The following is a 12,005-nucleotide window of genomic DNA, read 5'->3' as shown; positions in this document are numbered from 1 at the left end:
CCCTGGATTCGGCACCGCTGGGCTCGGGATTCAAGGGGCCTACGCGTCCACCCCCGCCACCACCCGCCCGGCGCAGGGATTGCCGCCGAGCCAGTAACAGAGCTCCGCCGGCGCCTCGACGCGGAACAGCGCCAGGTCGCAACGCATCCCCGGCGCCAGCACGCCCCGATCCGCCAGGCCCAATGCCGCCGCGGCGTGGCGCGTGACGCCCAGCAGCGCCTCCTCCACCGTCAGCCGGTACAGCGTACAGGCGAGGTTCAGCATCAGCAGCAGGGAGCGCGCGGGGGAGGAGCCCGGGTTCATGTCCGTCGCCACCGCCATCCGCAGCCCGGCCGCGCGCATCGCGGCAATGTCGGGATGCCGCTCCTCGCGAATGAAGTAGGTCGCGCCCGGCAGCAGCACCGCGACAGTGCCCGCCGCCGCCATCGCCGCCAGACCCTCGGCCGAGGCATGTTCCAGGTGATCGGCCGAAAGCGCGCCGTACCGCGCCGCCAGCGCCGCGCCGCCCAGGTCGCTCAACTGGTCCGCATGCAGCTTCACGGGCAGGCCGAGCGCACGCGCGGCCGCGAACACCGCCGCCGTCTCCTCCGGGGTGAAGGCGATGCGCTCGCAAAACGCATCCACCGCATCCACCAGCCCTTCCTCGGCCAGGCGGGAGAGCATCTCGATGACGAGCGCCGCATACCTCCCCTGCCGCCCCTTGAATTCGGGCGGCACCGCATGGGCGCCGAGGAAGCTGGTCGCCACGGAAACCACCCGCTCCCGTCCCAGCGCGCGCGCCGTGCGCAGCATCCGGCGCTCGGCCTCGAATTCCAGCCCGTAGCCGGACTTCACCTCGATCGTGGTCACGCCTTCCGCCAACAGCCCATCCAGCCGCGGCAGCGCGGCGGCGAGCAGCACCTCCTCATCCGCCGCGCGCGTAGCCCGCACGGTGGACAGGATGCCGCCGCCCTCGCGCGCGATCTCCTCATAGCTCACGCCCATCAGGCGCCGCTCGAACTCACCGGCCCGGTCGCCGCCGAAGACGAGATGGGTGTGGCAATCCACCAGCCCCGGCAGGATCCAGGCGCCGCCGCAATCCGTCTCCGGCGCGTCATGCGCCGGAAGCTCCGCGCGCGGCCCCACCCAGGCGATCCGCCCATCCTTCGCCGCCAGCGCCGCATCCCGGACCACGCCCAGCCCGTCCTGCATGGTGCAGAGATGGGCGCCGACCCAAACCCGGTCGAACCTAGCCACGGGCGATCTCGGCGAAGCGCCTCTCCTCGATGAGCCCGGAGACGACCGCGATGTCGGGCGCCATGTACCGGTCCGCGTCCCAGGCCGCCGCCACGCCGCGCACCAGCCCATGCGCGGCCTCGAGCGGCATGGAGGAGCGCAGCGGGCGATGGAACTCGATCGCCTGCGCCGCGGCCAGCAGCTCGATCGCCAGGATGTCGCGCAGGTTGCGCGCCATCGGCAGCAGCCGCAGCGCGGCGCCGGTCGCCATGCTCACATGGTCCTCCTGGTTGGCGGAGGTCGGCATGCTGTCCACGCTGCGCGGATGGGCGAGCGATTTCTGCTCGCTCGCCAGCGCGGCGGCCGTCACCTGCGCGATCATGAACCCGGAATTCAACCCGCCCTCGCGCACGAGGAAGGCCGGCAGGCCGGACAGTGCGGGATCGGTCAGTAGCGCGATCCGCCGCTCCGACAGCGCGCCGATCTCGGCCAGGGCAAGGGCAAGATGGTCCGCCGCGAAGGCCACCGGCTCCGCATGGAAGTTGCCGCCCGACAGCACCTCGCCTTCCGTGACGAGCGGGTTGTCCGTCACCGCATTCGCCTCGCGCTCCAGTACCGAGGCCGCATGGTCCAGCGCGTCCAGGCAGGCGCCCATTACCTGCGGCTGGCAGCGGATCGAATAGGGGTCCTGCACGCGCGGATCGTCCACCCGATGGCTCTCGCGGATGGCGCTGCCCGCCATCAGCCCGCGCAGGAAGGAGGCCGCCCGGATCTGCCCGGGCTGGCCGCGCAGCGCGTGGATGCGCGCATCGAAGGGCGTGTCGGAACCCCGGACGCCCTCCGTGCTCATCGCCCCCGCCACCAGCGCGGTGGCGAACAGGTCCTGCGCCCGGAACAGCCCGACAAGCGCGATGGCGGTGGAAACCTGCGTGCCGTTCAGCAGCGCCAGCCCCTCCTTCGGGCCGAGCGGCAGGGGCGAAAGACCCAGCCGCGCCAGCGCCTCCCCGCCCGGCAACAGCCGGCCGTCCAGCACCGCCTCGCCCTCGCCGATCAGCACCATGGACAGATGCGCGAGCGGCGCCAGGTCACCGGAGGCCCCGACGGAACCCCGCGCCGGGATCACCGGCAGCGCATCCGCTTCGAGCAGCCGCAGCAGCGCCTCCACGGTCTCCTCCCGCACCGCGGAGGCCCCGCGCGCGAGGGACAGCGCCTTCAGCGCCAGCACCAGCCGCACCACGGGCCGGGGCAGGGGCTCTCCCACGCCCGAGGCATGGCTGCGCACCAGGTTCAGCTGCAGCCGCACCAGCGCATCCGGCGCGATCCGGGTGCCCGCCAGCTTCCCGAAGCCGGTGTTCACCCCGTACATCACCTCACCCGCCTCAAGCCGCGCGGCGAGCGCCGAATGGCTGGCCCGCACCGCCTCACGCCAGCCCTCGGGCAGTTGGAGCGGCGCGCCATCCATCACGGCGCGCAGATCGGTCAAGGTCGCCATCAGGATTGCACCATCGGCAGATCGAGCCCGTAGGCCCGTGCACAATCCTTCGCCAGCTCGTAGCCCGCATCCGCATGGCGCATCACGCCGGATGCCGGATCGTTCCACAGCACCCGCTTGAGCCGCCGCGCCGCATCCGGCGTGCCATCCGCCACGATCACCATGCCCGCATGCTGCGAGTACCCCATGCCGACGCCGCCGCCATGATGCAGTGACACCCAGGTCGCGCCCGAGGCCGTGTTCAGCAGCGCGTTTAGCAAGGGCCAGTCGGACACGGCGTCCGACCCATCCATCATCGCCTCTGTCTCGCGGTTCGGAGAGGCGACGGAGCCGGAATCCAGGTGGTCCCGCCCGATCACGACAGGCGCGGACAGCTCGCCCGACGCCACCATTTCGTTGAAGGCCAGCCCCAGCCGGTGCCGCTGGCCCAGCCCCACCCAGCAAATCCGCGCCGGCAGCCCCTGGAAGGCGATGCGCGCCTGCGCCATGTCGAGCCAGCGATGCAGATGCGGGTCGTCCGGGATCAGCTCGCGCACCTTGGCGTCCGTACGGCGGATATCCTCGGGGTCGCCCGACAGCGCCGCCCAGCGGAAGGGCCCGACGCCACGGCAGAACAGCGGCCGGATATAGGCCGGCACGAAGCCCGGGAAGTCGAAGGCCTCGGCCAGCCCCTCGTCCTTCGCCATCTGGCGGATGTTGTTGCCGTAATCCATCACCACGGCGCCCATGCGCTTGAAGTCGAGCATCGCCTGCACATGCGCGACCATGCTGTGCTTCGCCGCGGCCGCGACGGCTTTCGGATCACTCTCCCGCTTCGCGTGCCACTCGCTCAGCGTCCAGCCCGCGGGCAGGTAGCCGTTGGAGGGATCATGCGCGGAGGTCTGGTCCGTCACGATATCCGGCACCACCCCGCGTCGCACCAGCTCCGGGAACACCTCCGCCGCATTGCCCAGCAGCCCGACGCTGACCGCACGCTTCTCGATGCAGGCCGCGCCGATCATCGCCAGCGCCTCGTCCACGCTGGAGGTGCGGTAGTCGAGGTAGCGCGTCTGCAGCCGCTTCTCGATGCTGCTCGGCTGGCATTCCACCGCCAGCACCGAAGCGCCCGCGAAAACGCCCGCCAGCGGCTGCGCCCCACCCATGCCGCCGAGCCCGCCGGTCAGGATCCAGCGCCCCGACAAATCACCGCCGAAATGCTGCCGCCCCGCCTCGGCGAAGGTCTCGTAGGTGCCCTGTACGATTCCCTGGGACCCGATATAGATCCAGGACCCGGCGGTCATCTGCCCGTACATCATCAGCCCCGCGCGATCGAGCGCATTGAACTGCTCCCAATTCGCCCAGGCCGGCACGATGTTGGAATTGGCGATCAGCACGCGCGGCGCATCCGCATGCGTCTCGAACACGCCCACGGGCTTGCCGGACTGCACGAGCAGGGTCTGCGTGTCATCCAGCCGCCGGAGCACGTCGCAGATCATCTCGTAGCTGCGCCAATCCCGCGCCGCGCGCCCGATCCCGCCATAGACGACGAGCGCGCCGGGGTTCTCCGCGACTTCGTCATCCAGGTTGTTCATCAGCATCCGCAGCGGCGCCTCCGTCACCCAGTGCCTGGCGGAAAGCTGGCTGCCGCGCGCGGCCCGGATGGCCGGCGCGTTGCGGAGGCGGGGATTGTCCATCGTCACGTCCTCAGAAGCTGTAATGGCCGTGCGGCCCGTCCTGCATCCGGTATCGGCCGGAGAGCTCGAAGCGGCTTGCGGGCTGGGTCAGGCGGGAGAAGGTCGTGGCCTCGCCACGGCGGAAGGTGCGCCGGCGGATCACCAGGCAGGGATCGCGCGGCCCCACCGCGAGAAGCCGCGCGACCGGCGCATTGGGAAGGATGGCCGTCACGGCCTGCTCCATCTCCGTCACCTCGCCAACCTCGCGCAGGAAGTCGTAGCTCGTGCGGCCGGAGAAATCCTGCTCCGCATAGCCGGGCGCGTAACCCGGGCGGATGAACCGCTCCTCCAACTGGATCGGCAGCCCATCGCCCAAATGCAGGATCATCGACCCCACCACCCGCCCGCCGCGCGGCAGGCCCAGCGCATCCGCCGCCTCCTCGGTCCGCGATGCAGTGCCGAGCGCCAGCACCTCGCAGGACCACTCCATCCCGCGCCCGCGGATCTCCTCCGCGATGCTCTCGATGCTCGTCAGCCCCGTGCGCGGCTTTCCTTCCGCGACGAAAGTGCCCACCCCCGGCACCTTCCGCAGCCGTCCCTCCCGCGCAAGCTCGGCGAAGGCACGGTTCACGGTGATACGCGAGACGCCCAGCATCGGCCCCAGCTCGTTCTCGCTGGGAACTCGCGCATGCACGCCCCACTCGCCCGAGGCGATGCGCGACAGCACGAAGTCCTTCACCGCCACGTAGCGCGGCTTCGGCGCGCCGCCATCCGGCACGGCGTCAGCCCGCCACCAGCGTCTTGCGGTAGCCGAAGGCCTGGTCGAACCGGTTCAGGATATGGCGCCCGGCGGTGATCGGCTCGTAGCGCGCCTCGCCCTCCGGCGTGCCGAGCTCGCGCGGGTCGATCAGCGCGCCGAAATCCGGGTCGTGGAAGGTGGCGATCGACATCCTCTCCCGCCCGCTGCGGTTCACCACACGATGCGGGGTGGAGGCGAAGCGGTCGTTGCTCCAGCGCCCGAGCAGGTCCCCCACATTCACCACGAAGGTGCCGGGCAGGGGAGGGACGTCGATCCAGCCGCCGCTCTGCCGTTCCCGCACCTGCAGCCCGCCATTGTCGTCCTGCCACAGCAGCGTGATGCAGCCGAAATCCGTGTGCGGGGCCAGGCCGAAGATCTCCTCCTCCGCGCCAACCTCCTGCGGCGGGTAGAAGATCGCCTGGGTCCGCTGCAGCGGCTTGGTGTAGCGCGGCACGAAGAAGCCCTCATCCAGCTCCAGGCTGACCGCCACCGCCCGCAGCAGCCGCCCGCCTAGCGCGAACATGGCGTCGTAATAGGCCGACATGGCCGGGCGCAGCGCCGGGGCGAAATCCGGCCACTGGTTCGGGCCGCGCAGGGGCTCCCCGGCCAGCACCGCGGGGTCGTCCGCCGGCAGCTCCAGCCCGATGGAGAAGAACTCCTTGCGGTCGGTGTGCTTCGCGCCTTCCATCAGCGCCCCGCCCATGGCGTGCCAGCCGCGATGCAGGGCATTGGCGCGCACCTGCGCCTTCGTCTCGGCGGGGAGACGGAAGAAGTCGCGCGCGGTGCCCGCCGCCCCGGCGATCACGGCCTCTGGCACGCCATGGCCGGAGACGTAGAAGAAGCCCGGACCGGTGCAGGCGGCGCGGATCGCGGCGGCCACCTGCGGCACGGCATTTGCTGATCCGCCCACCAATCCCGAAACATCGATCACGGGGAGAGAGGTCATGCCCGCCATGCGCTTTGCCCCATCCGGCTCGCCCGACTTTCAGGCGGAGGGACCAGAACGTCCCTTGATCGACCGGCAACGGGAAGCTTACGATTATGACCTGTCATGTCAAGTTGGTCATGTCTGGCGCGAGCGCAGCAGGACCGTCACCATCCCATCAGCATCAGGCCCGGAGTCGTCCGCGGCGGCAGGAGAAGCAGGATGAGCATCACGCGACGTGGCCTCGGGGCAGGTACCCTCGGCGCCGGCTTGGCCACGGCCTTCATCCGGCGCGCCGCGGCGAACAATCTCGACAAGGCTAAGCGTGCCGGTGAGCTCGTGGTCGCCACCGAGATGCATTTTGCGCCCTTCGACTTCACCGAGGGCGGTCGTCAGACCGGGTTGAATGCCGAGCTCTTCGCCGAGTTCGGGAAGGATATCGGCGTGAAGATCACCTTCCAGGACCTGCCCTGGCCCGCCGTGCTGCCTGGCCTGGAAGCCGGCCGCTACGACCTGGTCGGCGGGCCCGCCACCATCACCAAGGCGCGCGCCGAGCGCTACCGCTTCTCCGTCCCCGTCGCCGAGGCGACCGTCGCCTTGCTGCGGCGCACCAACGACGCCAGCATCACCAAGCCGCAGGACATCGCCGGCAAGCAGCTCGGCGGTGCCACGGCCACCGCGCAGCTCGCCCAGTTCCAGGCCTTCGTCGCCACCCTGCCGGGCACCACGCCGCCAATCCGCGAATACCCGTCCTTCTCCGAGGCCTATGCGGATCTCGCGGCCGGTCGCGTCGTGGCGGTCGCGAACTCCCTGCCCAACATCGCCTATGTGGCCAAGCAGCGCCCCAACGTTTTCACGGTGGTGCAGCCGCCCTTCGGCACGCGCTCCTTCTTCGGCTACATCAGCCGCAAGGATGCAGATTCCGCGCCGCTGATGGATGCGCTGGACGCGACCATCGTGAAGATGCGCAACGACGGCCGGCTGGCCGCCATGCAGACCAAGTGGTTCGGCCAGGCCTTCGAGACGCCCGACCGCCCCATCGAGCCCGCGCTCTAAACTTCGGTGGACTGGAACTTCATCCAGGAGGCCCTCCCCGCGCTGCTGCGCGGGGCGGTGGCCACGGTGGCGGTCTCTCTGGCCGCCATCGCACTCGGCTTCGCGGCGGGGGCGGTGCTCGCCGCCGCCGCCACCTCCGGGCTGCGCGGGCTGCGAGCCTTCGCCACCCTCTACATCAGCTTCTTCCGCGGCGTGCCGCTGCTGGTGCAGCTCCTGCTCGCCTATTACGCGCTGCCCTTCGTGGGGTTGGATATCCCCGCCATCGTCGCGGCGGTCGGCACGCTTGGCCTGTGCTGCGCGGCCTATATGGCGGAAATCCTGCGCGGCGGCCTGGCCACCGTGCCGCCGGGCGCGGTGGAGGCCGCGCGCCTTCTCGGGCTCACCCGCGCACAATCCTTCCTCCGCATCCGCCTGCCCATCGCGGCGCGCGCCATGCGCCCGGCCATCGTCGGCGAGGCAATCATGATCATGAAGGCCTCCTCCCTCATTTCCATGGTGGGGATTCTTGAACTGACCCGCGCATCCCAGGCACTCGCCTCGTCCACCTTCATGCCGCTGGAATCCTACGCTCTCTGCGGCGCCATCTACCTGGCCATCAACTTCGTGCTGATGGCGATCGGCTGGGAAGGGCGCCGCATCGCATGAGTGTCGTCGCCGAAACCCTCGGCGCGGTGGTGCGCGGCCTGCCGCTTACCATCGGCATCTGGCTCGCCTCCGTCGCGACCGGCCTGGTCCTGGGCGTGCTCGTCGCCTGCGCGCGCCATTTCGGCCCGGCCCTGCTGAACGCCGTGCTGGCTGTCCTGGTGGAAGTGGTGCGCGGCGTGCCCTTCGTCGTGCAGGCCTTCCTGCTCTACTATGGCGGCCCCTTCATCGGCCTGGATCTGACGCCGATCCTCGCCGGCTGGCTCGCCCTCTCCATCTACGCCTCCGCCTATTTCAGCGAGGTCTTCCGCGCCGGCTTCCGCTCCATTCCGCCGGGCCACACGGAGGCGGCGCGCCTGCTCGGCCTTCCCACGCACCAGACCATCCTGCGCATCCTCCTTCCGGAGATGGCGCTCTCCGTGCTGCCGGCCCTTGCCAATCTCGCGGTCATCCTCATCAAGGAGACCGCCATCCTCTCCATCATCACCGTGCCGGAACTCACCTTTACCGTCTCCGGCGTTGGCAGCGCCACTTTTGCCTTCGCCCAGACCATGGCGGCGCTCGCGCTCACCTACTGGGCGCTGGTCGAGCTCACCGCCTTCGCCGCGCGGCGCCTGGAACGCGGCATCGCCCGCGCCACCCTCGGAACAGCATGATGACAACGCCCTTCCTCCTCGCCGAGAAGCTGGAGCGCCGCGTCGGCGACACGCAGATCCTCGCCAGCATCGATCTCGCCGTGGAAAAGGGCCAGGTCGTCGGGCTGATCGGCCCCAGTGGCTCCGGCAAGTCCTCCCTGCTCCGCTGCATCGCGGGGCTCGATCCGCTCACCGGCGGACGCGTGCTTGTGGAGGGCCGCGCGCCCATGCCGGGCGACGGCACGGTCGGCATGGTGTTCCAGCAGTTCAACCTCTGGCCGCATCTCACCGCGCAGGAGAACGTCGCCCTTGCCCTTCGCCTCGTGCGCAAGCTGCCGCGCGCTGAGGCCGCCGAGCGTGCCCAGGCGATGCTGGATCGCGTGGGCCTGCTGAAGCTTGCCGGCCGCCGTCCCGCGCAGCTTTCGGGCGGCCAGCAGCAGCGCATCGCCATCGCGCGCACGCTGGCCATGGAACCCCGTCTCATCCTCTTCGACGAGCCCACAGCCAGCCTCGATCCCGAGCTGACGACGGAGGTGCTGGATGTTATCCGTGGCCTTGCCGAAACCGGTATGACCATGCTCGTCGTCTCGCACGAGATGGGTTTCGTTGCCTCGGTCGCCTCCCGCGCGGTCTTCCTCGACCACGGCCGCGTGCTGGTGGACGGACCCGCACAAGCCGTGTTCCGCGATGCCGAGGAACCGCGCCTTCGCCGCTTCCTCGCCACCTATCTTCAGCGCGTCGCTTGGGCGCCCGATCCCGCCCCGCAACCCATTCCGGCCCCCGCCAGTACAATGTCCCTCCTCGGCCTCTCTCCTTCGGAGCCCTTCGCGCTGCTCGGCGGCACGCAGGACCCAGCGCAGCCGCTAGCCGGCTTCTCGCTGCTCGATGCCGTCGCAAACCCGCCCGGCGAGGGCCTGCCGATCTCCAGCCCCAAGCCGGGCGCCTGACCCATGGCGGCTGCCCGTGTGGCCGTGACTACCTACGGCGCCCGTACCCTGCGCCCTGCCTAGTCGCATCAAGCGCCATGAGCCTCACCTTGCGGCCGGGAGCAGCCAGCGCGACCATCGGGGCAGTCCAAGGACCACCCTCGATGCAGCGACGCGCCCTTCTCTCTCTCACCGCCCTCGCGCCGCTCGCCGCGGAGGCCCAGGCGCCGGTGCAGCCGCGTTGGGCGCCGGAGGCGCCGATCCGGCTGGTCGTACCCTTTGCCCCCGGCGGCTCTCAGGATGTCCTCGGCCGCCTCCTCGCCCAGGCGGCGGGGCCCTTACTCGGCCAGACCGTCGTTGTGGAGAACCGCGCGGGCGCCGGTGGCGTGCTGGGCGCGGAAGCTGTCGCGCGGGCGGCGCCGGACGGCCTCACCCTTCTCCTCGCCACCGCCGGCCAACTCACCATCGCCAAGGCGATCGGCCGCCGCCTGCCTTACGACCCAATCACCGACTTCGCGCCGATCCTTCACCTCAGCGACAGCCCTGTCGCCCTGCTCGCCGCCCCGCAGCTTCCAGTCGCCGACGCACAGGCGCTGCTGCGCCTGGCACGGGAGGCGCCGCAGCCGCTGCCCTATGCCTCCACCGGCATCGGCACCAACACCCATCTCATCATGGAGGACCTGAAGGCGCGCGAGCGCCTGAATGTCGAGCATGTGCCCTATCGCGGTGCGGCGGCAGCCTTCAACGATCTCGCGGCCGGGCGCATCGCGCTGATGTTCGTCTCCGTTCCCTCCGTGCTCGCCGCATCGGGCGCGCAGTTCAAGGTGATGGCCGTCACCTCGCAGAGCCGCTTTCCGGCCACCCCCGACATTCCCACACTTATCGAAGCCGGCGTCCCCGGCTTCGAGGCCAGCATCTGGACGGGCCTTTCCGCGCCGCGCGGCACGCCGGCGCCGATCGTCACACGCCTCGCCGAGGCCTTCCGCACGGCGATGGCGAGCGATCTCGTCCGCACGCGTCTCGATGGTCTCGGCGTTACCCCGAATGGCGGCGATGGGGCGGCCTTCGCCGCAGTGCTGCAGGCCGACCTCGACCGTTGGACCCGAGTTGCCGCGCCGCTCGACATCCGGTTGGACTAGGGCGCGCCGACCTAGTTGTTCTGTCGGCCGATCAGCGCCTTCGCGGTTACAGCCACCTCCTCCGCGATGATGGCGCGCAACTCGGCTCCTTTGCTCGGCTGCGCCGTGGACAATATGTTTACCACGAGTTCTACCTCCACCGCAGCTTGGCGGAGAAAGGCGACTGGGTCGGACGCGGCGCGCGCACCGTCCTGAAGCGCTGCGCGTACCCCCTCGGCAATGAGCTCGCGCACGACCGCGTCCTGCATCTCCGCGCGCCCTGCCGCCTTTGCGCGGGGCCGGCCCGCCGCAGGACCGTCAGCCATTCTGGTAAAGGGCCACGTGCCGCACTCCATCGCAGTGTCCGTACCGGGATCGGGCGGGACGGGGCGGAACATGCGGCGTGCCGCCCGGGGCAAACAGCCAGGTCGTAACGATGCCCGCGATTGGCCCTGCCTATGCACCTCGCCCGATGCCATGCCGCAGCGCTGAATCGAGCGCTTCAGAAACGAGCGGATCCACCAACGGGTTTCGCCGGAGATTTCGGGCCCATAACACTTCGAGCGCGGTGACCGTGGCCTCCGTCACCGGCATTGCCAGCCCGCGCTCGCGCGCGAGCCAGAGATAGAAGGCCAGTCCGTAGGGCACGTCCTCGGTCACATAGCGCGTCTCCATCGACGTAGGGCCTGCCACAGACCCGCGCGAGATGGCGATGGCTGCCGCTATCTCCTCCAGCGGACCGAGCGGCACGCCATTGGCGCGATGCAGAGACTCGCCAAGGCTGAGCACGGTGATCCCGAAGGACTCTGCCAGCGCCCCGCGCTCCGCGGCCAGCGCCTCCATCATGCGGCAGGCGGCGGGCGTCATCAGCGCGTATTGCGGCCAGTCCTCCGCGCGCTCGATGCGCGTGACGTTGGTGAGTGCGAGCACGGCATGGATGATGGGGTTGGCATTGGCGAGCCCGGCATGCAGCGCGTTGGGCGCCGCGGGGCTGGCATGCCCGAACAGCGCCGTTGCCAAGGCCCCCATGTCAGGCGCGGCTGAGGCGGGCAGGGCGGCCATGTCCACCGCGGCGCGGATAGCGGCCACCCGCACCCGCCCGGGTGCGACGCGGCGCGCGGTCACCGGAGTGGTGGCCATGGCGCCGATCGCGGCCCGCCGTGCGGGCGCTCCGCGCGCAGCCAGCAATGCATCCAGCGCCAGCGGCGCGAGCGACGCCGCGGGCGCAATCAGCAGCGGAAGCTCCGGGGGCAGCACCTCCGCGATGCGCGGCAGCAGCGAGGGCAGCGCATAGGCGGGCACTGCAAGTAGCGCGACATCTACGTCGTGCAGCGCCTCCGCCAGATCGGCCACCACGCGTAGCGGCAGGTTGCCGGTGACGGCGCCCTCCGCCTCAATCGAGTCCCCGATCCCAGCGGTGCCCGCACCCGAGGGCGACCAGATCGACACCGAATGTCCGCGCGACGCCGCCAGCACCGCCGCCGCCGGCCCAACCGCACCCGCCCCCAGCACAGTCAAACGCATGGCCACCCCTCCATCCCTGCC

General features: G+C 70.5%; 12 protein-coding genes. 5 read left to right on the top strand and 7 right to left on the bottom strand.

Annotated elements, in window-relative coordinates:
• Positions 1-39: 39 nt before the first annotated feature.
• The 5 genes from hutI to ACVBD7_RS12995 are packed head-to-tail and all read right to left on the bottom strand — an operon-like array spanning position 40 to position 6,104.
• Entirely contained in the window at positions 40-1,191 is a 1,152-nt protein-coding gene (hutI, locus tag ACVBD7_RS13015; RefSeq protein ID WP_458097695.1) for an imidazolonepropionase, read from the bottom strand.
• A gap of 37 nt (positions 1,192-1,228) precedes the next feature.
• Positions 1,229-2,707 (bottom strand): histidine ammonia-lyase, encoded by a 1,479-nt coding sequence (hutH, locus tag ACVBD7_RS13010; RefSeq protein WP_458093662.1) that lies wholly within the window; start codon positions 2,705-2,707, stop codon positions 1,229-1,231.
• A complete protein-coding gene (gene hutU / locus ACVBD7_RS13005) occupies positions 2,707-4,380 on the bottom strand; it encodes a urocanate hydratase (RefSeq protein WP_458093661.1) in 1,674 nt (557 codons plus the stop codon). Before hutU ends, hutH begins: the two co-directional genes overlap by 1 nt.
• A 10-nt stretch (positions 4,381-4,390) precedes the next feature.
• Positions 4,391-5,137, bottom strand: coding sequence for a UTRA domain-containing protein (locus tag ACVBD7_RS13000; RefSeq protein ID WP_458093660.1), 747 nt, complete (start codon positions 5,135-5,137; stop codon positions 4,391-4,393).
• A gap of 4 nt (positions 5,138-5,141) precedes the next feature.
• Positions 5,142-6,104 (bottom strand): isopenicillin N synthase family dioxygenase, encoded by a 963-nt coding sequence (locus ACVBD7_RS12995; protein ID WP_458093659.1) that lies wholly within the window; start codon positions 6,102-6,104, stop codon positions 5,142-5,144.
• Between the two features lie 201 nt (positions 6,105-6,305).
• On the opposite strand from ACVBD7_RS12995, the gene ACVBD7_RS12990 reads away from it, so the two are divergent.
• The 5 genes from ACVBD7_RS12990 to ACVBD7_RS12970 all read left to right on the top strand — a co-directional run bounded on the left by ACVBD7_RS12990 (position 6,306) and on the right by ACVBD7_RS12970 (position 10,481).
• Complete coding sequence (locus ACVBD7_RS12990) at positions 6,306-7,139, top strand: transporter substrate-binding domain-containing protein (protein ID WP_458093658.1); 834 nt, start codon at positions 6,306-6,308, stop codon at positions 7,137-7,139.
• A gap of 6 nt (positions 7,140-7,145) precedes the next feature.
• Positions 7,146-7,784, top strand: coding sequence for an amino acid ABC transporter permease (locus tag ACVBD7_RS12985; protein ID WP_458093657.1), 639 nt, complete (start codon positions 7,146-7,148; stop codon positions 7,782-7,784).
• Positions 7,781-8,437 carry an amino acid ABC transporter permease gene (locus ACVBD7_RS12980; protein ID WP_458093656.1) on the top strand — a complete coding sequence of 219 codons (657 nt, stop codon included), beginning with the start codon at positions 7,781-7,783 and terminating at the stop codon, positions 8,435-8,437. Before ACVBD7_RS12985 ends, ACVBD7_RS12980 begins: the two co-directional genes overlap by 4 nt.
• Entirely contained in the window at positions 8,437-9,363 is a 927-nt protein-coding gene (locus ACVBD7_RS12975) for an amino acid ABC transporter ATP-binding protein (RefSeq protein ID WP_458093655.1), read from the top strand. Before ACVBD7_RS12980 ends, ACVBD7_RS12975 begins: the two co-directional genes overlap by 1 nt.
• A gap of 143 nt (positions 9,364-9,506) precedes the next feature.
• Positions 9,507-10,481 carry a Bug family tripartite tricarboxylate transporter substrate binding protein gene (locus ACVBD7_RS12970; protein WP_458093654.1) on the top strand — a complete coding sequence of 325 codons (975 nt, stop codon included), beginning with the start codon at positions 9,507-9,509 and terminating at the stop codon, positions 10,479-10,481.
• An 11-nt stretch (positions 10,482-10,492) separates the two neighbouring features.
• Here ACVBD7_RS12970 and ACVBD7_RS12965 read toward each other — a convergent pair whose 3' ends face one another.
• Both ACVBD7_RS12965 and ACVBD7_RS12960 read right to left on the bottom strand, forming a co-directional pair.
• Positions 10,493-10,729 (bottom strand): hypothetical protein, encoded by a 237-nt coding sequence (locus ACVBD7_RS12965; RefSeq protein WP_458093653.1) that lies wholly within the window; start codon positions 10,727-10,729, stop codon positions 10,493-10,495.
• A 187-nt stretch (positions 10,730-10,916) separates the two neighbouring features.
• Positions 10,917-11,984, bottom strand: coding sequence for an NAD/NADP octopine/nopaline dehydrogenase family protein (locus ACVBD7_RS12960; RefSeq protein WP_458093652.1), 1,068 nt, complete (start codon positions 11,982-11,984; stop codon positions 10,917-10,919).
• Positions 11,985-12,005: the final 21 nt, after the last annotated feature.

The organism is Roseomonas sp. WA12, from assembly GCF_054165765.1.
The sequence above is the reverse complement of the archived record's forward strand: the minus strand, read 5'-3'. Positions and strand labels throughout refer to the sequence as shown.